Below are 24,600 nucleotides of genomic sequence, written 5' to 3'. Positions count from 1 at the left end.
GTTGTCGTCTTTAATTAGAAGGCGATTCTCTGGTGTGCTGTATTTTAGTTTTCACTGGGGGGGGTATTTCCATAAAAAAAGGCAAAATAAACATGTGTTTAAGTTGCCTTTTTTATTAGGTTAAATCACGCCTGTAATATCACTCAGGCTATTGGTTATTCTTCGCTATCGCTTGTAATTTTAAATGGTTTTACAGAAGCATCATGCGCTAAGTCGTACTCTTCAAGTAAATCGAATGTCGCATCTAACAGGTCTTTTGTTTCCAGCAACACACTAAAGAATAATGTGGTGTTTTTAGGACTCGATTCTTCAGAGCGTGTACGTTCTACTTGAAGCTGGATTTTACGTGTTACATGTTCGTAAATTGTAGATTTATGTCTAAGGACTTCTTCAATTTTTTCAAACGAGTAAGACGAGAAAGCGTGTTGGGTATCACTAAACAATTTATCCATGGTTTTGTCTAGATCCTTCAGCTCTTTTATTTGGCTGAACTTAAGTTTTTTGTGGTTGTTGTTAACGTGTTTATGGCTAGCTTTAGAGATGTACTCTAACGATTGAGCCATGTCGGTTAAGTAATCCAAAATATTGATGTAGAAATTACTGGCGCTAACACTCTTTTCGTCTAGATTTTTTATAAAATAGAAGATGTTATCTCTTAAATCCTCAATCTCATCGGTTAATTTAGCAACCTGTTTTTTGTTTTTCTTTAAGGTGATTAGATCTTGTCTGGCCAATCCATCGATAGCATTGGTGTAAATTTTGTTACCACGCTTTACAACGTTGGAAATGTTATTAGCACTTTCGTGTATTACCCCTTGTACCGAGCTGCTCTCTGTGCGTTCTAAGCGGTCTTCGGCTTTGCTTTCTCTAGATTTATTGCGGTGTGAGATGTAATTTCTAACCAGTAAAATAATAGCAAAGAACAACAGTACCGGAACCATAACTTTTACGTTCCAGTTTAAAAGGTAAGCAGTTACTGCTGCAGCTATAAACGCACTAATGGCCGTAAAGAACCATCCGCCAATAACGTTAAATACGCCAGCCACACGGTATACAGCGCTTTCGCTTCCCCAGGCTCTGTCTGCCAATGAGGTACCCATGGCCACCATAAAGGTAACATAGGTTGTAGAAAGCGGAAGTTTCATTGAGGTTGCTATAGAGATTAAAACACTGGCTACCATAAGGTTAACCGCTGCGCGTACAAGGTCGAATGCTGGTAAGTCATCGGTGTTTTTAGAAAGGCCATTAATAACAGGCTTTTTAAATTGCTTTTCGATAAACTGCTTGGCAGAATTTGGTAACAAGTTGTTAAATACCAAGGACAGTCCCATGGATAGTCTTACCACATTTCTAGATAAGAAATTAGGTTCGAAACGTTCCTTTACATCGTCTTGTCGCGATAAGTCTACCGAGGTCTTTACAACAGCTTTTGCTTTGCTGGAAAACCAAAGCGTTAATACCATAACCAAGCCGGCTACCAATAGCAGATAAGGCTGCGTTGGTACCTTTTGGGCAAGGATGCCCATGCTAAATTCTGAAGGCGCCATGCCCGAGGCAGACCAAGCTTCAAACGAATTGTAGGCCGCAATAGGAACCCCAATAAAGTTTACCAAATCGTTACCTGCGAAGGCCATGGCCAAAGCAAAGGTGCCAATAATGATAATAAGGGTGTATATGTTAGTTTTAAAGACCTTAATAACTACCATGGACAACAGTGTCCAGATTGCAAAGTTGACTGCTAGAAATGCCGTGGTATTGTCTTGTATGGCATGTAAAAAATCAGGGCTCATAAAGGCGGCACTTTTTAACCCCTTTATTAAGATAAAATACATGATAGAGGTAATGGCAAGCCCGCTAAACGTAGCGCCATACCACGACGGCTTTTCGTTAAATTTAAACGACAGGAATATTCTTGATAGAAATTGTACCAAGGCTCCAATAGAAAAAGCAATGACGACCGAAAGGAGTATGCCCAGTATAATCTCTATGGCCTTTTCGTTGTTGATGTAGTTTACAATGTCGACCAAAGTTTGCGAGTCATCGGCCGAAATTTTAATCAAGGCCATGGCTACAGAGGCACCCAAAAGTTCAAAAACAATCGATACCGTAGTAGAGGTAGGGAGGCCTAGGGTGTTAAAGAAATCCAATAATAAAATATCGGTTAGCATAACGGCCATGAAAATAATCATGATCTCGTTAAACATAAACTCACTTGGATTAAAAATTCCTTTTCTGGCAACCTCCATCATACCACTGGACGAGAGTGCGCCCAAGGCGACCCCTAAACTAGCAACAATCATTAAGGTTTTAAAGGAAACGGCCTTTGATCCAATTGCTGAATTTAAAAAGTTAACTGCATCGTTACTTACCCCAACAACCAAATCGGCAACAGCCAAAACAGCTAGTGCGATAAGCATATAAATGTAAATGTTTTCCATCGAATTCAATAAAAATTATCAATCAGCAAATTTCCAACATTACTGAAAATGTTATGTTAAGCTAATGTTATGTTCTTAATCAAAATTTCAACTTTAATTTTGGGCGGGCACTGGCATGCATTTAGTGGGTGTGCGTATTAAAAGTTAGTTTTTTTGTTGGTTTAACGCTTTGTTTTTTAGTGCTTTGCGCTTTCAATGTTAAATTAATGTTACGTAAATGTTTCATTAATGTAAATTAAATGCTATATTTGTTATAGAAACGAATCATAAACCTCATGCATCATGAAAAATATATTATCAATTATTTTAGTGTTTAGTTTTGGATTGACCTTTGCTCAAAGCGATGCCACTATTGAACCAAAATACGAAAAAAAAGGCGATTTAATTGAAGCGACCTACTATTATGACAATGGTGTTGTAAAACAACACGGTTTTTTTAACAAAAAAGGCGAGTTGGAAGGCACCTGGTCGAGTTTTGATCTTCAAGGTAATAAATTGGCCGTTGGGGAATACGATAATGGTCAGAAAGTAGGAAAGTGGTTCTTTTGGACCGAAGATACTTTAAAAGAAGTGGATTATAAAGACTCTAGAATAGCTGTTGTGAACGAATGGAAAAACACTTCTAAATTAGCCGTAAGAGATTAACTAAAATAACCTCAATAAAAAAGCTCCCGATATTTTCGGGAGCTTTTTTTATGGAATAAAAATCTGTTAGATTATTCTAATGCTAAAGTCCATCCAGCAGTCCAGTCTGGCATAGCAGCACCATTTCCGGCACCAGTAGTCGTTCCTTCTGTGTAGAAGTCTGTGTTGGTTCCAAGGTAATCAGTAGCCATGAACCCAGCAGCAGGAGCATCGAATTGGATGTTTGTAATGGTTAAATCACCATTGTCAATTCTTGTGTTAGCTTCAGCGTCTGTATCTTTAACTTTCACACCTAAATCGATACCGTAAGTGTAAAAATTGTCTATGGTAAAGTTACCACCACCTTCTTTAAAGTAAAGGGCACCTTCTGTTACAGGACCTACAATTGTAATGTTAGATAATGTTGTGGTAGTTACAGGCTGTGCATTACCGTTGTCTCCGTTGTTAGAGCCTTCAATACCAGCTTTAGCACCGTTAGCAATGTACCAGTAGCTACCGTTTCCTTGCCATCCGTCAGCAAAATCGATAGAGTCGTCGCCACTACCAATAGATACTAAATGGTTGCCGTTTACAGTACCACCAAAGAACTCGATACCATCGTCGCCACCATTGTAAGACTGTACGTATTCGAAAGTTGTACCAGCACCAACACCAAATAAAGAAACACCGTTAAATTCTTTATCGTTAGAGAACGTTGCACCAGTGTACTCAACTCTTAAATATCTGATAGATCCTGAAGAATCGTTAGTATCTGCACCACCGTATAATAAGTCACCAACTTCTGTAGTTACATCTGTGCCTTTGTTTGTTGGAGCATTACCAGCAATTACCAATCCACCCCAATCGCCAGGAGCAGGAGTTGCACTTCCAGAAGTCATTACTACTGGAGCATCAGCTTCACCATCAATAAAGATTTGTGCACCTTTTTCAACTCCTATAAAAGCGGCAGTACCACCAGTTGCTTTAATTACAGTTCCTGCAGGAATGTTTAAGGTTCCTCCAGCTTTTACGATTAAAGCACTTGTTAAAAGGTACTCTGTATTGGCGTTTAATGTTACATTTCCTGTTATTTGACCAGCAAGATTTTCTTGCTCAGAACCACTGTTGTCTAAACCAGTAGTCCAGCCAGCAGCCCAGTCTGGAGAAGACGCACCGTTACCAGCACCAGTAGCAATACCTTCGGTATACCAGTTGGTGTTCGTTCCAAGGTAATCAGAAACTTCAAAACCTGCTTGTACATCGGCAAACTGAATGTTTGTAATGGTTAAATCACCATTATCAATTCTAGTGTTGGCTTCAGCGTCTGTATCTTTTACCTTAACACCTAAGTCAATATCACTTACGTAAAAGTTATCGATAGTAAAGTTACCACCGCCTTCTTTAAAGTAAAGGGCACCTTCAGTTACAGGACCTACAACAGTAATGTTTGTTAACGTTGTTGTAGTAGTAGGTTCTGCATTACCGTTATCTCCGTTGTTAGAGCCTTCAATACCAGCTTTGGCACCGTTAGCAATGTACCAGTTGGTACCATTTCCTTGCCATCCGTCAGCAAAATCGATAGAGTCATCACCACTTCCGTAAGATACTAAGTAGTTTCCGTCTACAGTTCCACCAAAGAACTCGATACCGTCGTCACCACCAAAATAAGATTGTACGTACTCTACAGTTGTACCAGCACCAACGCCAAATAAAGAAAGACCATTAAATTCTTTATCGTTAGAGAACGTTGCACCAGTGTACTCAACTCTTAAATATCTAATAGATCCTGAAGAATCGTTAGCATCTGCACCACCGTATAATAAGTCACCAACTTCTGTAGTTACATCTGTACCTTTGTTTGTTGGGGCATCACCGGCAATTACCAATCCACCCCAATCGCCTGGAGCAGGGTTGTCGCTAGCAGAGGTCATTACTACTGGAGCAGCAGCAGTACCGTTTACAAATATTTGGGCACCTCTTTCTACTGCGATGTAGGCAGATGTTCCACCGGTAGCTTTAATAACAGTTCCTGCAGGAATGGTTAAAGAAGCACCAGATTTTACAATGTAAGCTCCGGTTAAAGAGTATTCAATAGAAGCGTCTAAAGACGTTGCTGTGTTTACTTCACCAAGTAACTCGCTAGCCACTTTTGGTGGTGTTGAGTTGTTGTCGTCATCACTGCTACAGCTCACTACAAAAGCAAGGGACAATGCGCTAACAAAAAAGGAAAAAATTGTTTTTTTCATTGTGTTTAATGTTTAATAATTAATAGATTGTGGTTTTTTAAATTCACGATTGCAATTTTTTTGCGTCTTAAAATTTATAAGAAAGGGTTAAACTCGCGTTCGTACCTTTTTTATAAGATAAAGTTGTAATTGGGCCCTTTTCAAGGAATGCCGAAATGGCTGGGTTGTTGGTGTCTAAATCACCTTCAGCATTTTCGTTGGTTCTTTCTATTAAAGGGTTTAAAATGTTGTTTACTGTTAAGCCTAAGCTAAAGCGCTTGCTTAAAGCAGCTTTTGCGATAAAGTCTAATGAGATGTACCCTTGGTCTACTAAGTGACCACGACCTGTGCTACCAAGAGCGTAAATGCGATCTGAAAAGTAGTTCCCAACCACGGTTGCTCTTAGGTTTTTATCTGGAGCTAATTCGGTGTAGTAACTTAGGTCGGCATTTAAAATAAGGTCTGATGCACCTTCTAAAGCGGCTTCGGTATTTGTAAAGGCTGCAGAGTAACCAGTTTCTTCATTTACTTTTTTAGAGTCTAAGTCTTGGTTGGTGTTTAAATACGACACATTTAACCCACCAGACAATCTAGATTCTAAGCTTGTTTCGTTAACTGTTTTTTCAAGTTGAAGAATGTTTTTTCTCACTTCAAGTTCTGCTCCAAATGCAGTAGCATCACCAGTATTGGCATAGCTTAGGTTATTGGCGGCAGAAACCACCAAGTACTTATTAATAGCATTGTTAATTTGCTTGCCAAAAACGCCTAATGAGATAATCTCGTTTTTTGTAGGGAAAAACTCCCATCTAAGATCTACGTTATAGTTTTCGGAGTTGGTTAAGTATTGATTACCAAAAGAATCTTGATTGATTTCTTCTTGAAATAAGAAAGGGGCTCTTTCTTTAAACTGTGGTAATGTATACGTTTTACTTGCGGCAAACCTTAGGTTGTTCTTGTCGTTCAATTCATATTTTAAGGCTAAAGAAGGCAACCATTCAAAGGTGTCGAGTTCGTTTTCTCCTATACCTTGAATAACGGTGTTCCAGTCGATGTTTTGCACAATTTGCTCAACTCTAAATCCAGCAAAAAGAGTGAATTTAGGTGTCAACTTGTATTCTAAAGTGGCAAATCCAGCATGGATTAGTTGCTCGCCACCATAGGTTTGTGGATCTAATGCACCTGCTAACGAAGCGGTTCCTCTAAAGGTTCTTATTTGGTAGTAGCCAGAGGTTGTGTTGTACTCGTTAAAGTAGGCATCAATATTGTAAGGGTCTACAAAAGGTTGCGAGTTAGGGTTTAGGAATTGGTAATTGAATTGGGTCGATTCAAAGTTTACATTTTTAAATCTACCGTTATATCCTAAAGTTATTTTGCCGTTAAATTCTTCTTCTTCGTTCTTGCTAAACTTAAAGCTAGTAGCTATGTTGGCAACTAGTTCGTCTTCGGTTAGCTCTTGGAAAAAACGGTGGTTAGCAGAAGCTGCCGATACCAATCTAAACGATTTTGGGCCGTTTGGTTGATTATTGTTATAAGGCAATAGGGTGTTTTGGCGTCTGTCTGGTACCAAGTTGGTCATGTCGTTATATCCAATGGCCCAGTTTACGTCAAGTCTGTCAGACAATTCGTGGTCTCCTAATAATTGGTGAATCATTAAAGTGGTTCTTTCAAAAGTAGAACGTCTAATAAACCCGCCGCCTTCTGGAGCGTCGTCTTCACGGTCTAAAATCCCGTTAAATTCTTCTAGTTTTTGTTCAGAATTGTTCAACATTAAAAAGTTGTACCTAAGCTTAGAGTGATCGTCCATGTTAAACCCTAAGTTCCCCATTAAAGTTGTAGCTGTCTTATAGCTGAACTTGTCGAAGTTGTATTCGGAGTTTGGTAAGCCACTGTTTAAGTTAGGGGCACCATTGTTAATCCCCTCTCTGTAGGAGTAGCCATTGTCGAAAGAACCTACTACAAAAAAGGAGAATTTAGAGTCTTCACCAACATCGTAAGAGTCTCCTCCTTTAAGGGCTATAGCTGAGTTTAAAGGTGTGCCCGCTCTCGATCTGTCGAAACTTGTGTTAAAGTCGTTGGTGAAAGGCGAGTTAGGAATCTCTTCGTTATAAAACCCTGTAAAGTTTGGGCCATCGGTTGTGTAAAAATCATCGGCACCAATAGCGGCTGTGTTTACACCCGATTTTATGTCTACTTGAGCAAAGCCTTTGCCGGTATAGTTTTTAGATAGAATATTGATGTTTGCACCACCAAAATCGCCATAGTTTATAGCGTTGTAAGTTTTGTCTACCCCAATAGATTCTATAATCTCAGTATCGAAAAGCTCTAAATTAATGTTCTTTTTAGAGGTGTTGTTCGATGGAATTGGTAGTCCATTTAACGAAGTCATGTTGTAACGATCTCCTAAACCACGAACAAAAACGTTTCCTGAACTTTCTTCTTTTACAATACCAGATATTTTGGTAACTGCTGCAGCTGCATCGCTAGCTCCTTTTCTTGACAGTTCTTCTGCTCCTATAGATGTTTCTAACGACACCGCTTTTTTCTGTTCTAACAATAAAGCGACTTCACTGTCTTTTCTGGTAGTGGTTGTGATTACAATCTCGTCTAGAGCTGCGGCATTTGCGCCTAAAGGCACATTAATATTGGTTACTTTCCCAGGTTCTACTAGGACTTCTATTTCTTGGGTTTCGTATCCTACAAAGCTAAATATTAAAGTATAGGTGCCCGGTTCTAAGTCGTTAAGGGCATATAGTCCATCGTAATCCGATGTGGTACCTTTAATGGTGCCTTTTATAAGAATGTTGGCAAAGGATAAAGGCTCTCCACTTGCTTCTTTATCGGTTAATTTCCCAACGATTGAGCCAGTTTGCTGGGCAAATGTTGCTATTCCAAACGAAAGGAATAGAGTTAAAATTAGATGTTTCATTAAATGATAGTAAATTGCTATTAAATTATGGCGCAAAGAAACAGCTACACTGTAAAGTCTAGGTTAATTGGGAATTAAACCTGTGTGACGATAAGGTTTCATAAATGTTAAGCAGTACCAGTTTTTGGACAATTAGTAAACGTTAATTTAACATTGAAATGGTTATCTTGCACCTTTTAAAGTGTAAAAATGAACTGGGAACAATTACTCTCGTTAAAGCGTTTTGGCGATACCAATAAGCGGTTAAGAAAAGAACAAGATGAAACCCGTTTGGGGTTTGAGGTGGATTATGACCGCATTATTTTCTCTTCAGAATTTAGAAGCCTTCAAGACAAGACCCAAGTGGTGCCATTGTCTAAAACCGATTTTGTGCATACACGGCTAACCCATAGCTTAGAGGTAAGTGTGGTGGCCAGAACCCTAGGCCGAAAAGTTGGAGCCAAGCTGTTGGAGAAATACCCACATTTAAATACGGTTCACGGTTACCAGGCCAACGACTTTGGAGCTATTGTAGCCGCCGCCGCTTTGGCCCATGATATAGGGAACCCACCATTTGGACACTCTGGCGAAAAGGCCATAGGGGGATTTTTTAAGGATGGTGCAGGACGTGTTTTTAAACCCTTAATGACCTCTGAAGAATACCAGGATCTATGCCATTTTGAAGGCAATGCCAATGGGTTTAAAATTTTAACCGAAAGCAGAGAAGGGCGAGCAGGCGGCCTCCGGTTAAGTTATGCTACTTTAGGCGCCTTTATGAAATACCCCAAAGAGTCGTTGCCAAAAAAACCAACAACTCATATAGCCGACAAGAAATATGGGTTTTTTCAATCGGAGAAAGAAGTGTTTATTGATGTTGCTCAGGAATTAGGTTTAATGAGTACCGGGAAAAACGGAAGTGTAAGCTTTTCCCGTCACCCTTTGGCTTATTTGGTAGAGGCTGCCGATGATATTTGCTATACCATTATCGATTTTGAAGATGGGATTAATTTAGGTTTAATTGAAGAAGCTTATGCTTTAGAATACTTAATTAATTTAGTGCGGGATAGCATTAACTCTGGAAAATACCAACAGCTTTCCAATACTCAGGATCGTATAAGTTATTTGCGGGCTCTAGCGATAAACACCTTGATAAACGAGGCGGTAGATATGTTTTTAAAGCACGAAACAGATATTTTAAACAATACGTTTGAACATGCTTTAATGGACAAATGTAAATACCAGGCCCAGATTAAAGATATTATAGATATTAGTATTATAAGAATCTACCAATCAAAAGAGGTAATCGATAAAGAAATAGTAGGCTATGAGGTTATTAATAAACTGTTGGGGGTGTATACCAAAACAATAGAGAATAAACACCATGGAACCCTAACAAATTTTGATGCCTTAATATTAAAGTCCCTGCCAGACACCGTGTGTTTAGACCATGATAAACCGTATGATAACCTCATGTCTGTTTGTAACTACATTTCAAAACTATCCGATGGAAAGGCCAAGGACATGCACGCTAAATTAATGGGGCAAAACCTGTGATTCTTACTTTTGTAAATATTAGGGTTGTCTTTTTTTAAGTCCCAAATCAATATTTTTTAAATGAAAAAACTTTTTAACGTACTTGTTATTCTCTTTGTACTATTTGCGTTTGCTTTGGTGTTTGTCGAGCTTAATGAAAGTGACAATCAGTTAGAAAACCAGGAATATTATACCGATTCGGTGTTTGATGAGTAAATGCAAAATGGCCTTTGAAATAAATTAGTTAAAACAGCGTATTAGTTAAAAAAAACTTTCATAATTTACTATATTTGTTGACTATTTTATAACTAATTAAACAAATCTAGCTAAGAATGAAAAAAAAATTACCCATTCTGTTTATAGCGATAGTTGCGGTAATTGCTGCAGTTTCTATTGTTTTTAATAACAAGGGTTCGAACACCGAAGAGGTTGCTCAGGTAGCCAAAATTAAAGCGTTACACAAAGAAAACTTAGAGAATAGCCCTTATAAAAACTCAGAAGAAGGGCTTTCCAAGATGGAGCGTTACAGCAAGGGACTTCCGCCAAATAAGTATATGGAAGATATGTGGGAACTTACCATGAACCCAGAATTGGGATATCCTACAGTAGAAAATATTGAAACGATTATTGAGGATAGAGAGCAAACCTTTCTTAATGCGTTAAGCTCAGGACGTGTGCCAGGCGATGCCGTAGATAATGGTTGGCAAGAGCGTGGCCCTAATAATGTAGGAGGCCGTACCAGAGCAGTGATGTTTGACCCTAACGACCCAACAGACGAAACTGTTTACGCTGGTGGTGTTAGTGGAGGTTTATGGGTAAATATAAATATTTCAAACCCAGCTTCTGTATGGCGTCGTGTTGATTTGCCAGAGAATCTAAACGTGTCTAGCATTGCTTACGATCCTAACGATACGTCGGTTTTTTATGTAGGAACAGGCGAATCTTACGTAGGGCATACCAAAGGTTCTATATCGGGTAACGGTGTATGGAAATCAACAGACGGAGGCGAAACATGGAACAATGTATTTGGTGGCCGAACAGGCGATAGTTTCTTTCAAGCTTCTAGTACATTAACCATTAACTCACCAGGATCAATAGCGGCAGACTACGCTACCTTTCCAACAAGTAACTTTGGGTCTGAAATAATAAATCCTATTACGAGTAACCTTGTTGTTGTTAACGATGCTTCGGCAACCCCAACTTTAGGGTGTGATCCTTTAGTTAATGGCGCCCAGGTATCTGGAAAAATTGCCCTTATTAGACGCGGGGACTGCCCTTTTGTTGCTAAAGTGAAGAATGCTCAGGATGCTGGTGCAATTGCTGCAATTGTAATGAATAATATCGATGGAACTCCAATCGCAATGGGAGGGAGTGATCCAACAATTACCATCCCGGCCGTAATGATTTCTAAAGACGATGGAGATCTTATAGAGGCTGCCCTACAATCAGGAGCCGTAAACGGAACGTTAAACCCAGACTCGGGATCCTTTACAGCAATCAATGTTCCTGGAGTTCAGCATGTTAATGATTTAGTGGTTAGGAATAATGGTGGGAATTCAGAAATTTATTTAGCAGCTTCCGATGCTATTTATGGTACGCCCAATGCATCTACAGTTCAAGGCGGGTTAACTTTCGGATTGTACAAGTCTGTTGATGATGGCGCAACTTGGACCAGAATGGCCATGCCAACAACGCCTAATGGAAACGAATATGCCTTAAACGATATCGAAATTGGAGCCGATAATACCATTTGGGTAGCATCGACTTCTAGTAAAGTTTTTGGTGATGGTGGAGGAACTATATTCTCTTCTAACGACGGGATTACCTTTACTGTAAAACATTCGTTTAATGGTTCAAGAACGCAAATCGCCACATCACCAACAGATGCCAACAAGATTTTTGTTTTGGGAGAAGGAAATAGTACAACACCTGTTTTTATGTTTAAAACAGACGATGGATTTGCAACAACAACAAACATGGCCTTGCCAAACGATGCTGATACGAATATTGATGCCAACGACTTTACTAGAGGACAAGCATTCTTCGATTTGGCCATAGCTGTAGATCCTAATAATGAGAACAACCTTTATACAGGAGGGATAGATTTGTTTAAATCGACAAATGCCGGAACATCATGGAGCCAATTCTCACACTGGTACGGTGGGTTTGGCCATCAAGAAGTGCACGCCGATCAACACGGTATTGCCTTTGGTCATAACAATTCCAATAAAGTAGTTTTTGGTAACGATGGTGGGGTATACTACTCAAGCAATGGTGGTACAACCACGACTGCCAGAAATAATGGCTATAATGTTACCCAGTTCTATTCTGTAGGGGTAGCTCCTGCTGCAGATGGAGAACATTTTGCTGGCGGAACACAAGATAACGGTACCCAGTTTTTTGGAGACGCTGCAACGGGAATTAATTCTTCTGTAGAAGTACAAGGTGGCGACGGTGCTGCAGTCATGTTCGACCAAGTTGGGACAGATACTTATTATATTACAAACTATGTTTATAACAATAATATCAATAAAAGAAATTTAGGAACAGGTGCTGTAACATCTCTTAATAGTGAAAATACAAATAGAGGAAGTTTTATTTGTGAACAAGCGTTAGATTCTAATTTAGATATTCTGTATACAAACTATAGTTACGATGGGAATTATATTGTTAGACGATATAACCATAGTTCGTTCTTCATTAGCAGAACTAATTTAACAGACGATTTGTTAACATCTACACCAACAGCATTAACAGTATCGCCTTATACAACAAACTCAACAAAATTAATGGTAGGAACTGTTTTAGGAGATTTGTTATTGGTTGAAAATGCCAATGGGAACTCACCAACTTGGACCGATATTTCTGGACCTAGTTTTGTAGGGAGTGTTTCCGATATTGAATTTGGACAAACCGAAAATGATATTTTTGTAACCATGTATAACTATGGTGTAAATAACATATGGTACACCAACGATGGCGGATCAACATGGGCCTTAAAAGATGGTGATTTACCAGACATGCCTGTACTAACCATTTTACAAAACCCACTTAGACTAGAAGAGGTTATTATAGGTACAGATGTAGGGGTATGGTACACAAACAATTTTGACGATGCCTCTCCTAACTGGCAATCGGCTTACAACGGCATGAGCTATGTGAAGGTTATCGACTTAGACGTTAGAGATGATAATATGGTCTTTGCCGCAACGCATGGTAGAGGTATTTTCTCTGGACAATTTACTATGGATGCCCTAAGTGTTAATGAGACTGCCGAAACATTATCGGGAGTTAAATTATTCCCTACAGTATCGCATGGTGAGTTTACCATAAAAAGTGAAAAAGCCTATGGTAAAACAGATCTAGTCGTTTACGGGATTAGCGGAAGACAGGTTTACAGCACGCAATTTGATTTGAACAGCACAGGAAAGGTGTTTAATTTAAGATTGCCTTCTGGTGTTTACTTAGCTAAAATGATTAATAATAATGTTGAAGAGACTAAAAAATTCATTATCAAATAAATTATTTAGTACCAAAATAAAAAAAGGCTGGAATTATATTCCAGCCTTTTTTTATTACAGTTCCTTAGAAAAAGAAGCAGAAAGCTTTTCGATGCTTAACCCGCAAATATTATATAATTCCTTAATGTTGCCATGGTGAACAAAGGCATCGTTTATACCAAGTGTTTTTATGGGATTGCTATAGTTATGCTTAGCAGCAAACTCTAGAATTGCAGAGCCAAACCCACCTATTTTAGTGCCTTCTTCAACCGTGAAAAGTGTGGTGTAGGTGTTAAATATATTATGAAGCAGGGTTTCGTCTAAAGGTTTTGCAAACTGCATATCGTAATGGGCTATTTTGCTGTTATCCTCAATTTCATTAATAGCTTTTGTTACATTATGAGCAATACTACCTATACTCAATACAGCAATGTCGGTTCCTTTTTTAAGTTCAACTCCCTTTCCAATAGTAATTGTCTCAAACGGTTGCTTCCAGTCTACGGTGTTGCCTCTGCCTCTGGGGTATCGAATAGCAATGGGGTGTTTTAACCCTTGCTGTGCCGTATACATAATGTTCCTAAGTGCTATTTCATTTCTTGGGGCAAAAACAATAAGGTTTGGTATGCACCGTAAGTAAGCCAAATCAAAAACGCCATGGTGAGTAGCCCCGTCTTCGCCAACCAATCCGGCGCGGTCCAAACAAAAAATAACGGGTAAATCTTGTAAAGCAACATCGTGAATAATCTGGTCGTAGGCCCGTTGCAGGAAAGTAGAATAAACATTGCAAAATACGGTAAAGCCCTGGGTTGCCATACCAGCAGCTAAGGTTACGGCATGTTGTTCGGCAATACCCACATCAAAAGCACGTTCAGGAAAGGCTTCCATCATAAATTTTAAGGAACTTCCTGTAGGCATGGCAGGTGTTATGCCAATAATTTTTTGATTACTTTGGGCAAGCTCTACAAGAGTATGACCAAACACGTCCTGAAATTTAGGAGGTTCATTGCTATTGTGGGCTTTTGGTATAAGATCACCGGTTTTTGAATTGAACTTGCCGGGAGCATGGTATTTTACCTGGTTTTCTTCAGCTTGCTTTAAGCCTTTACCCTTTGTAGTAATAACATGAAGTAGTTTAGGGCCATCAACAGATTTTAAACGTTCTAGTTCACGAATTAAAGCGTCTAAGTTATGGCCGTCTATAGGGCCGGAGTAATTAAAATTTAGGGCTTCAAAAATATTATCCTGTTTTTGAGTGCCTTTTTTTACGTTGGTTAAATATTGTTTTAGGGCGCCAACACTTGGGTCTATACCAATGGCATTATCGTTTAAAACAACAAGCAGGTTGGCATTGGTAACCCCAGCATGGTTAAGGCCTTCAAAGGCCATACCACTAGCAATCGAAGCATCGCCTATAACGGCAATATGGTGTTTTTTTTCATGGTTTAATTTCGATGCGATAGCCATGCCCAAAGCCGCAGAAATAGAAGTGGATGAATGTCCAACCCCAAAAGTATCGTATGTGCTCTCGCTACGTTTAGGAAAGCCGCTTATGCCGTCCAACTGTCTGTTGGTATGAAAAACATCGCGTCTTCCAGTAAGTATTTTGTGGCCATAGGCTTGGTGGCCTACATCCCAAACCAATAAATCATCTGGTGTGTCAAACACATAATGCAAAGCAATGGTAAGTTCTACCACGCCTAGGCTGGCCCCTAAATGCCCCTCTTTTGTCGCTACAATGTCAATAATAAACTGCCTTAACTCTTGTGCAAGTTGAGGGAGTTCTATTTTAGCGAGTTCCCTAAGGTCTTTAGGGGTTTGTATGTTGTTAAGTATATTTTTCACGCTTTACAAAAGTACTATTTAAAAATAAGAGATAATACTGGGCGAAATTGTATTTTTGATGTTGTAGTGATTAAATGTTTAAAATGAAATCTCCATTCGACGATACATATTTTATGAAAAAAGCCCTTCAGGAGGCAGAAGCTGCTTTCGATAAGGGCGAAATTCCTGTGGGCGCTGTTATTGTGGCTAACGATCGTGTTATTGCCCGTGCACATAATCTAACCGAAATGCTTAACGATGTTACGGCACATGCCGAAATGCAAGCCATAACTGCAGCTGCTAATTTTTTAGGGGGGAAGTATTTAAACAATTGTACAATGTACGTCACCTTAGAGCCCTGCCAAATGTGTGCTGGAGCTTTGTATTGGAGTCAGATAAGCCGAGTGGTTTATGGGGCGAGCGATAAAGAACGGGGCTGCGTTGCCCTAAACACCAAACTGCACCCTAAAACAAAACTTGAGGGCGGGGTTATGGCAGACGAGGCATCGCAACTGTTAAAGCGCTTTTTTATAGAAAAGAGAAACCTTAATTAAAAGGCAAAAAAAAACGCCCAACCGATGTTGAGCGTTGAAACTGTAATAAGATATCTAGATTAGATTACTTCCACGTTGGCAGCAACCATTCCTTTTCTTCCTTCTTCTTCTGTGTACTCTACGTTATCTCCTTCACGTAATTCTACCCCGTTAAGGTTAGAAACATGAACAAAGATGTCTTTTCCTGTTTCGTCGTTGGTAATGAATCCGTAACCTTTTGATTCATTGAAAAATTTAACTGTTCCAGTCATAATAAAAAAAATATAAATAATTAAAGCCCAAAGGTAGGCTTTTAATCAATACCTAATGTAAAGAAATCGTTTTATTTTAATTTTCTGGTAATCAGTATTTATGACGTTTTTGATTTTTCCGCATTTTTTCAATATTCTCTTTGGTAATCATGTAGTCTTTAATGTCCTTGTCTTTCCAGCGGTAATACGAGAATAGCGGGAATACCAAAAAGAATAAGCCTATAACACCAAAGCCTATGCATTTTGGGTTGCTAATAATATAGCCAACAACAATGCTTGTTATGGCGGCAAGAAAAAGTATTCCGGTAATTATTTTAATCGGTTTCATTTAAGATGTAAAGTTAATTAATTCTCTGCGGTATGCCGTAAGTAATTTAGATTTAGATACAAACCCGAGGTATTTCCCATCCTTTAACACAGGTAAGTTCCATGCTCCAGAACTTTGAAACTTTTTCATTACCCGGTGCATGTTGTCTTTTTCGTAGAGGATGTAATCGGGTGGGTTGTGCATAAAGGTTTCTACAGAGGTGCATTGGTACAGGGTTTGGTCGAACATAACGTTTCTAATGTCATCCAAAAGGATAATCCCTACCAATTGCCCTTCGGTATTAACAACGGGAAATAAATTCCTGTTGGATTTGGCTACGCCATTATGTAGCATATCGCCCAAGGTCATTTCTGGGGCGAGTGTTATAAAATTGGTTTCAATAACATTGTCTATGTTCATTAGTGTAAGCACACTTTTATCCTTGTCGTGTGTTAATAAGGCGCCTTTTTCGGCCAACTCCCTAGTGTAAATGGTATGCTCCATAGCATTTTTAGTTAAAATAAATGATATGGATACGGTAATCATTAAAGGAACAAAAAGCGCATAACCGCCGGTAATTTCAGCAATAAGAAAAATAGCGGTAAGCGGGGCATGTAAAACGCCTGCAATTAACCCTGCCATTCCTACCAAAGTAAAATTTGCTTCAGAAACGTGAAATCCAAGCCCCAGATTATTAATAATTTTTGCTACAACATTTCCTAGGGCACTGCCCATAACCAACGTAGGGATAATAATGCCACCCGAACCACCTGCAGCAAACGTGGTGGTCATGGCAATGGCCTTAAAAACCGTAATCCCAAAAAGCAGGGCAATAACAACCCAAATGTTGTTACTATAATTGTCGAAAGGGGTTTTCCCTAAGGCCGAAACGTGATCTCCTGCCAACAAATTATTAATAAAACCAAACCCTTCACCATAAAGCGGCGGAATAAAATACAGCATAATCCCAATGGCTAAACCGCCAAAAAGTAACCGCTGTTTGGCTGTTCTAAACCGGTTGAAAAATTTTAGTACAGCAAAATATATTTTAGAAAAATAAATAGAGCCAAAAGCGGTTCCCACACCAAGGGCTAAATAAAAAAAGGTGTCCTTTATGGCAAACGTATCGGTAATTTTAAAGTTAAACAAAACTTCATTCCCTAAAAAGAAATACGAGGTTAGGACCGAAGATACCGAGGCAATTAACAACGGCAATAGCGATGCAAAAGTGAGGTCTAGGCTAAACACTTCAACCGCAAAAACAATTGCGGCAATGGGCGACTTAAAAATAGAGGCTATTGCTCCAGCCGAAGCGCAGGCAATTAATAGGGTGCGTGTTTTTTTATCAATATGAAACAAACGGGATAAGTTGGAACTTAAAGCGGCACCCGAAACAATAGCAGGGCCAAGCAATCCCACAGACCCTCCAAAACCTACTGTTAGCGGTACGGTTATTAAGGGATAATAAATTTTCTTGTAATGAAGGACACCCCCTTTTTTTGAGAGTGAGAGCAAAACCGTTGGGATGGCCAGATTAATAGGTCGCTTGGCGATGTACTTTATAAATAGGTACACCAATAGCAACCCGATAAAAGGCAAAATGAAATACAATTGGTTTTGCGAAAAAGCAATGCCTTTTTCCAAAAGTGCCTCTATGGCAAAGGTGATATTTTTTAGGGTTACCGAAACCAAGCCCGCCAAAAGCCCTACAAGAATGCTTAATAAAAACACAAAGTTTTTTTGGGAGATCGACTTGTATCTCCATATTAAAAAGCGTTTTAGGTAGGACCGTTTTTTAGGCATAGATTAAAGCTACTAAAAAATCCTGCAATAAGCAGGATTTTAATCATTTTAAGAAGGAAGATCTATTTTTAACCGAAGTTCCTCAAGCTGCTCATGGTCTATTGGTGCGGGAGCATCTATCATGATGTCTCTTCCGGCATTGTTTTTAGGGAAGGCTATAAAATCCCTAATAGTTTCCTGCCCGCCAAGAATAGCAACAAGCCTATCCAAACCAAAGGCAATACCGCCGTGTGGTGGGGCGCCGTATTCAAAGGCATCCATTAAAAACCCAAATTGTGCTTTGGCTTCTTCTGCTGTAAACCCAAGGTGGTCGAACATAGTGGCCTGTGTCTCTTTATCAAAAATCCTGATAGATCCACCACCAATCTCGTTTCCGTTTAAAACCAAATCGTAAGCATTGGCCTTAACCTCACCGGGAGCGGTGTTTAATAAGTCTAATTGCCCTGGTTTTGGTGATGTAAACGGGTGGTGCATGGCATGGTAGCGCTCGGTGTCTTCGTCCCATTCCAAAAGCGGGAAGTCTACAACCCAAAGCGGGGCAAACTCGTTGGGTTTGCGTAAGCCTAAGCGTTCGGCCAATTCCATACGTAAAGCACTTAGTTGTGCCCTTACCTTATTTTTATCGCCAGAAAGCACGCAAATTAAATCGCCAGCTTTAGCGCCAGTTGCTGTTGCCCATTTGGCTAAATCGTCTTGGTCGTAAAATTTATCTACTGAAGATTTAAATGTGCCATCCTCATTACAACGGCAATATACCATACCTAAAGCGCCAACTTGTGGGCGCTTTACCCAATCTATAAGTTTGTCTATGTCTTTTCTGGTATAGCTGTTTCCGCCAGGAACGGCAATACCTACAACCAGTTCTGCCGAGTTAAATACATTAAAGTCCTTATGTTGCGCCACATCATTCAATTCGCCAAATTCCATTCCAAAGCGAATGTCTGGTTTGTCGTTACCATACTTACGCATCGCATCGTCGTAGCTCATTCTTGGAAATTCAGCAACATCAACACCGTTAATTTCTTTTAATAAATGGCGTGTTAAGCCTTCGAAGGTGTTTAAAATATCTTCTTGCTCCACAAAGGCCATTTCGCAGTCTATTTGCGTAAATTCTGGTTGCCTATCGGCGCGTAAATCTTCATCTCTAAAGCACTTTACAATCTGAAAGTACTTGTCCATACCTCCAACCATTAATAGCTGTTTAAAGGTTTGTGGCGATTGCGGCAAGGCGTAAAACTGCCCCTCGTTCATGCGGCTTGGAACCACAAAATCGCGTGCGCCTTCTGGGGTCGATTTGATAAGGTAAGGCGTTTCAACTTCAATAAAATCTTTATCAGACAAATAGCGTCTAACTTCTTGGGCTACTTTATGCCTAAAAATCAAGCTGTTTTTTACAGGGTTACGACGAATATCCAAATAGCGGTATTTCATGCGTAGTTCATCGCCGCCATCGGTATCGTCTTCAATCGTGAAAGGCGGTAATTTGGCTGTATTTAAAACGGTGAGTTCTTTAACTAAAATCTCGATATCTCCTGTTGGGATGTTGGGGTTTTTTGAAGCCCGTTCAATAACAGTTCCGGTAATCTGAATAACAAACTCACGCCCTAATTTTTGAGCCTGTTCCATCATGGGTTTTGACGTGCGCTCTTCATCGAAAATTAATTGGGTAATGCCGTAGCGGTCGCGTAAATCTATCCAAACCATAAATCCTTTATCACGGACTTTTTGTACCCAACCAGAAAGGGTAACGTCTGTATTGATGTGTGATGCTCTTAGTTCACCACAAGTATGACTTCTGTACATAGTTTTGTTTTAAGATGTGCAAATTTAAGGAAGTTAAACGATTATCAAATAAAAAAGCCCTGGCAATTGCCAAGGCCTTTTACTGTTGTACAAATATTTTTAATTAACCGGTAGGTGTGCTTTCGTCTAGGGTGTCAACTACCGAGCTTGTTTTCTTACGAAGCCACATTTTAAACTTGGTAACCAAGAAGAACAACACGGGAACAATTATTAAAGTTAAGAAGGTCGCAATTAACAGCCCGTAAATCACGGTCCATGCCAAAGGCCCCCAAAACACCACATTGTCGCCTCCCATATAAATGTTGGCATTAAAATCTTTAAACAGGGTAAAGAAATTAATGTTTAACCCAATAGCTAATGGGACCAAGCCTAAAATGGTGGTAATGGCTGTAAGCAGTACAGGGCGTAAACGGGCTTTCCCAGCTTTTACAATCGATTCGAAAAGATCGTTTAAGTCTAGAAAATCGGTTTCATCAAGGTTTTTATCCACCTTTTTGCGATCGATTAATAGTTGCGCATAGTCTAGGAGAACCACCCCGTTGTTAACCACTACACCTGCTAGCGATATAATACCAACCATGGTCATCATAATAACAAAGGCACTTCCTGTAATTACAATACCGCCAAAAACACCAATTAAACTTAGGAAAATAGCCAGCATGATAATGGCTGGTTTAGAAATGGAATTAAACTGAAAGATTAGAATAAAGAAAATAAGTCCTAACCCGGTAAAAAAGGCGCCCATTAAAAAGGCCATTTGCTTGTTTTGCTCTTCAATTTGACCGGTATAATCTACCTTAACATTAGTTGGCATGCCTTCGTAGCTCTCCATTTCATTTTGAATTTGGCTTACTACGGCTCCAGCATCGGTGTGCCCGGGGGCCAGTGCAGAGTATACCGTAACAACACGCCTGGCGTCTTTGTGTTTTATGGCACTAAAGCCCGAGGTGTTTTCGGCATGGGCAATGGCAGAGACTGGAATCTCCTTAATCTGCCCACTGGCCATGTCTCTAAACGTGATTTTTTGATTGAATAACGCGCTTTTATCATAACGGTTGGCGGCGTTAAACCTAACGTAAATATCATAATCGTCGCCGCCTTCTTTATAAATTCCGGCCTTAGAGCCAAATATGGAGTTGCGTAATTGCTGCCCCACCTGCGAGGCACTAACCCCTAGTTCACCAGCTTTTTCGCGGTCTACCACAACGCGCATAACGGGCTTGTCCTTATTAACATCTATTTTAAGCTCATCGATTCCTGTTATGTTCTTGCTGTTGATAAAATCGCGCATTTTTTCGGCTGTGTTAATCAGCTCGTCGTAATCGTCGCCTTCCAGCTCAATATTAATTGGAGCACCGGCGGGAGGACCTGCAGCATCTTTTTCTACTGAAATTAAGACCCCCGGAAAGATGCCAACCAATGCTTTTTGAACCTTTTGGCGCAGCAATTCGCTGTCTTCTCCACGGCGGTATTTAAATTCGCGCATGGATGCCGTGATTTTGGCTTTATGAGGCATTTCGGCTGCCGATCCACCATCGGTTTGGGGGTTTCCAGCACCTTCGCCAACTTGCGAAACAGCACTTTCTACCATAAAATTATAACGACCATCCTTATATTGTTCGTGATCTATAACACGGTAAACAATTTTTTCTATCTCTTTGGTTATGGCATTGGTTTTTTCAATGGCCGTTCCTTCGGGATACTCGATGTACACAATAATCTGGTTGGGGACATTGTCTGGGAAGAACTCCACTTTTGTACGCTGTGTTGCTAATGAAATCCCAAACAGTACAAAAGCGACAATAAGTAAAATAAAGGTGCCAATACTAAAGGCATACGGGCGCCATCCGGTTAGGGCGTAACGCAATTGGCGTTCGTACCAGTTTTCTAATTTTGTTAAAAATTTGGTTTGAAAACTATTGGCCCATTTGCGTAAGAATATGCGGTATACCCAAAGCATAACCGCTGTAAACACCATAAGAGAGCCTAGAGCACGGTATTCGCCAGCAACAAAGAATACGATTAGGCCCAACACCGCCATAATGCTTGTTAAGATAACAATGCGTTTTAGGGGCATGTTCTTGTCTTCAATATTCATGAATTGGGAGACCAATACCGAGTTGAAGAATATAGCAACAAACAAGGACGATCCTAATACAATAGAGAGTGTTTGGGGTAAAATCATCATAAACTCGCCCATTATTCCTGGCCAAAGCCCTAATGGAATAAATGCTGCTACAGTAGTTGCGGTGGAGATGATAATGGGGAAGGCAATTTCGCCAATGCCCTTTTTGGCAGCTTGAATTCTGCTCATGCCTTCTTCGTCCATTAGGCGGTATACGTTTTCAACCACTACAATACCGTTGTCTACAAGCATACCAAGCCCCATAATAAGCCCAAAAAGCACCATGGTGTTTAGGGTAATGCCAAACATGTTCAAAATCATGAGCGACATAAACATGGACATGGGAATGGCAAACCCAACAAAAATGGCGTTTTTAAACCCTAAGAAAAACATTAAGACTGTGACCACTAAAATCACCCCGAAAATAATGTTGTTTACCAAATCGTCAACTTGGCCTATGGTCACTGATGATTGGTCGTTGGTAATGGAAACTTGTAAATCCTGGGGGAATTCGTTTTCGATAGCTTCTTTTACAATGGCCTGAACCTGATTGGCGGCGGCTACCATGTTTTTGCCGGCTCGTTTTTTAACATCTAGCATAACCACAGGATTGCCGTGCTCTCGCGCAAATGTGGTTTTGTCTTCTTCGTGAAAGCTTACGGTAGCAACATCCTTTAAATAAATGGGGTTGTTGTTTTCAGATTTTACAACAAAGTTTTCAAGCTCGGAAGGGGATTGGATTTCGCCCAAAACCCGAATGGTACGTCGTTGCCCACTGGCTTTAATATTTCCAGCAGACATGGTAACGTTACCGCCGTTTATGGCATTTATAATATCGCTGAACGTTACTTTGGCTGCCGTCATTTTATAAATGTCGACGGCAACTTCTACTTCTTTTTCTTGGGCACCACGAATGGCCACTTCCTTAATTTCCAGAAGTTCTTCAATTTCATCTTGGAGGTACTCGCCGTATTCCTTGAGTTTTTCTACGGTATAATCGCCAGAGATGTTAATGTTAAGAATGGGCATTTCTTCAGAAAGGCTTAGTTCAAAAACATCGGGTTCTACTTTTGCACCGTTAAAGGTTGGCCAGTCTTCGCTGGAGGTTTCGGTTTCTATTTCGTCTTTAACCTTTTGTTTGGCTTGTTCGACGGTAAGGTTTTCGTCAAACTCGACAATAACCATCGAATAGTCTTCTGATGAGGTAGAGGTAATCTCGACCACATTGCTTACTGTTTTAAGCTCGTCCTCTAATGGGTCTGTAATAAGTTTTTCAATGTCTTCGGCAGTATTTCCTGGGAAAACCGTACTCACGTAAATCTTGGTTTCGTTTACTTCGGGGAAATTCTCTCTTGGCATGTCGAAAAACGCCGAGAGTCCCAGATAGAAAAACACCAAAATAAGGACATAAATTGTTGTCTTGTTGTTGATTGCCCATGAGGACAACCCAAATTCTTTATTGACTTTTTTCTGTCTATCGGTCATTACTGGTCTTTATAAGTCGTTAGTTAATGCTGTCTTTTTCAATATCGATGACCTTAACGGGTTGTTGGTCCTTAACACTTCTTGCGCCTTCTTGAATGATTTCGGTACCAGCTTCTATTCCAGAAAGGACTTCTATAACATCGTTTTGTGTTTTGCCGGTTTTAATAATGATTTTTTTGGCAAGCCCATTGTTTTGGGTATTCTTATTTTCTACCACATAAATGTACTGCTCGCCTTGGGCATTTTCCGAAATAACACTTTGGGGCACTAAAAAGGCTTTAGGGTTGGTATAGTCGTTTATTTTTAACTTGGCCGTTAGGTTGGGTTTTATGGTTTTTTTGTTGTTAGGAAGGCCGATTTCAACTTTAAAGGTTCTGTTGGCGGGGTTAATAAAGTCGCTGGTTTGCCTAACGGTAGTCTCTACGGTTTCGCCCAATACAGGAAACGCAACACTTACATGCTTCCCGTTGGTTACATCTTTAATGTAACGTTCGGGTACATCGGCTTCAATGTACATGTTGTTTAGGTTAACCAGGCGCATAAGCGCCGATTGCCCAGCCGCTACCACACTGCCTTTTTCGGTAATAACATCGTCAATAGTACCAGAAAAAGGCGCCTTAACCACGGTTTTTGCCACCTGTTGTTGTAGTTGGTCTACCGCTTTTTGCTGAGCTTCGTAATTCGATTTTGCTTGAAGGTATTGTATTTCGCTACCAATGTTTTGCTGCCATAAGCGTTTTTGGCGTTCGAAGGTGGTTTTGGCTAGCTCTGCTTGTATTTGAAGCTGTGCCAATTGTTGGCTTAATCCACCATCGTCTATTTTTGCTAAGGTTTGTCCTTTGCTTACTTTTTGTCCTTCTTTTACATACACATGGGTTAAAATACCATTGTATTCTGGGGTAATAACCAAAAGGTCTTTTGTGGTTACATTGCCCTGAACTTCAAAATAGTGATTAAACACCTTCTCTTTGGCCGTAAAAGTGGTAATTAAAGGCACTTTTTTTACGGTATCTATTTTTGAAATGGCTTCGTCCAGTTGCTTTAGCTTGTTGGCAGCAGCATGTTGTTCGGCAACCACTTCGGTGCGTTTTTTGCGCAATAGCTCTAAGCTGTTAGAACTTAAAACATATTCCATCGAGTTCTTTTTCTTTTCCCCTCCGCAAGCGACCAAGATTAAAGCAACGATTACTAGTGCATATATTTTTTTCATGTTAAGTGTTTATGTA

Annotated in this window: 15 protein-coding genes; 5 read left to right on the top strand and 10 right to left on the bottom strand. The window is 39.9% G+C overall.

Features of this window, described 5'->3' with window-relative positions; translation table 11 throughout:
* Positions 1-155: 155 nt before the first annotated feature.
* The gene (locus tag IA57_RS03510) at positions 156-2,438 is read right to left on the bottom strand and encodes an inorganic phosphate transporter (RefSeq protein WP_036119244.1); all 2,283 of its coding nucleotides are present in this window, start codon (positions 2,436-2,438) and stop codon (positions 156-158) included.
* Between the two features lie 282 nt (positions 2,439-2,720).
* On the opposite strand from IA57_RS03510, the gene IA57_RS03505 reads away from it, so the two are divergent.
* Positions 2,721-3,083, top strand: a complete 363-nt coding sequence (locus IA57_RS03505; RefSeq protein WP_036119242.1) for a toxin-antitoxin system YwqK family antitoxin — start codon at positions 2,721-2,723, stop codon at positions 3,081-3,083.
* 71 nt (positions 3,084-3,154) lie between these two features.
* Here IA57_RS03505 and IA57_RS03500 read toward each other — a convergent pair whose 3' ends face one another.
* Positions 3,155-5,308, bottom strand: coding sequence for a hypothetical protein (locus tag IA57_RS03500; protein WP_051880964.1), 2,154 nt, complete (start codon positions 5,306-5,308; stop codon positions 3,155-3,157).
* Between the two features lie 67 nt (positions 5,309-5,375).
* Positions 5,376-8,213: a TonB-dependent receptor gene (locus IA57_RS03495; protein WP_036119239.1), complete on the bottom strand. Its 2,838-nt coding sequence runs from the start codon at positions 8,211-8,213 to the stop codon at positions 5,376-5,378.
* Between the two features lie 189 nt (positions 8,214-8,402).
* Between IA57_RS03495 and dgt the strand changes: the two genes are divergently transcribed.
* The 3 genes from dgt to IA57_RS03485 all read left to right on the top strand — a co-directional run bounded on the left by dgt (position 8,403) and on the right by IA57_RS03485 (position 13,246).
* Complete coding sequence (dgt, locus tag IA57_RS03490) at positions 8,403-9,746, top strand: dGTP triphosphohydrolase (RefSeq protein ID WP_036119236.1); 1,344 nt, start codon at positions 8,403-8,405, stop codon at positions 9,744-9,746.
* 60 nt (positions 9,747-9,806) lie between these two features.
* Positions 9,807-9,941 (top strand): hypothetical protein, encoded by a 135-nt coding sequence (locus IA57_RS12740; RefSeq protein ID WP_262493257.1) that lies wholly within the window; start codon positions 9,807-9,809, stop codon positions 9,939-9,941.
* A gap of 116 nt (positions 9,942-10,057) precedes the next feature.
* Positions 10,058-13,246, top strand: a complete 3,189-nt coding sequence (locus IA57_RS03485; RefSeq protein ID WP_051880963.1) for a T9SS type A sorting domain-containing protein — start codon at positions 10,058-10,060, stop codon at positions 13,244-13,246.
* A 54-nt stretch (positions 13,247-13,300) separates the two neighbouring features.
* Here IA57_RS03485 and IA57_RS03480 read toward each other — a convergent pair whose 3' ends face one another.
* Positions 13,301-15,067 carry a 1-deoxy-D-xylulose-5-phosphate synthase gene (locus IA57_RS03480; RefSeq protein ID WP_036119234.1) on the bottom strand — a complete coding sequence of 589 codons (1,767 nt, stop codon included), beginning with the start codon at positions 15,065-15,067 and terminating at the stop codon, positions 13,301-13,303.
* Between the two features lie 83 nt (positions 15,068-15,150).
* Between IA57_RS03480 and IA57_RS03475 the strand changes: the two genes are divergently transcribed.
* Positions 15,151-15,600, top strand: a complete 450-nt coding sequence (locus IA57_RS03475; RefSeq protein ID WP_036119510.1) for a nucleoside deaminase — start codon at positions 15,151-15,153, stop codon at positions 15,598-15,600.
* 59 nt (positions 15,601-15,659) lie between these two features.
* On the opposite strand, the gene IA57_RS03470 is transcribed toward IA57_RS03475, so the two are convergent.
* The 6 genes from IA57_RS03470 to IA57_RS03445 all read right to left on the bottom strand — a co-directional run bounded on the left by IA57_RS03470 (position 15,660) and on the right by IA57_RS03445 (position 24,584).
* A complete protein-coding gene (locus IA57_RS03470; protein WP_036119232.1) occupies positions 15,660-15,851 on the bottom strand; it encodes a cold-shock protein in 192 nt (63 codons plus the stop codon).
* 91 nt (positions 15,852-15,942) lie between these two features.
* Positions 15,943-16,179, bottom strand: coding sequence for a hypothetical protein (locus tag IA57_RS03465; protein ID WP_036119230.1), 237 nt, complete (start codon positions 16,177-16,179; stop codon positions 15,943-15,945).
* Positions 16,180-17,961: a chloride channel protein gene (locus IA57_RS03460; RefSeq protein WP_036119228.1), complete on the bottom strand. Its 1,782-nt coding sequence runs from the start codon at positions 17,959-17,961 to the stop codon at positions 16,180-16,182.
* Between the two features lie 48 nt (positions 17,962-18,009).
* Positions 18,010-19,764: an aspartate--tRNA ligase gene (aspS, locus tag IA57_RS03455; RefSeq protein WP_036119225.1), complete on the bottom strand. Its 1,755-nt coding sequence runs from the start codon at positions 19,762-19,764 to the stop codon at positions 18,010-18,012.
* A 103-nt stretch (positions 19,765-19,867) separates the two neighbouring features.
* Positions 19,868-23,374: an efflux RND transporter permease subunit gene (locus IA57_RS03450; protein WP_036119221.1), complete on the bottom strand. Its 3,507-nt coding sequence runs from the start codon at positions 23,372-23,374 to the stop codon at positions 19,868-19,870.
* Between the two features lie 19 nt (positions 23,375-23,393).
* Positions 23,394-24,584 carry an efflux RND transporter periplasmic adaptor subunit gene (locus tag IA57_RS03445; RefSeq protein WP_036119218.1) on the bottom strand — a complete coding sequence of 397 codons (1,191 nt, stop codon included), beginning with the start codon at positions 24,582-24,584 and terminating at the stop codon, positions 23,394-23,396.
* Between the last annotated feature and the right edge of the window lie 16 nt (positions 24,585-24,600).

The organism is Mangrovimonas yunxiaonensis, from assembly GCF_000733475.1.
In the GTDB taxonomy this organism is placed as follows: domain Bacteria; phylum Bacteroidota; class Bacteroidia; order Flavobacteriales; family Flavobacteriaceae; genus Mangrovimonas; species Mangrovimonas yunxiaonensis.
The sequence above is the reverse complement of the archived record's forward strand: the minus strand, read 5'-3'. Positions and strand labels throughout refer to the sequence as shown.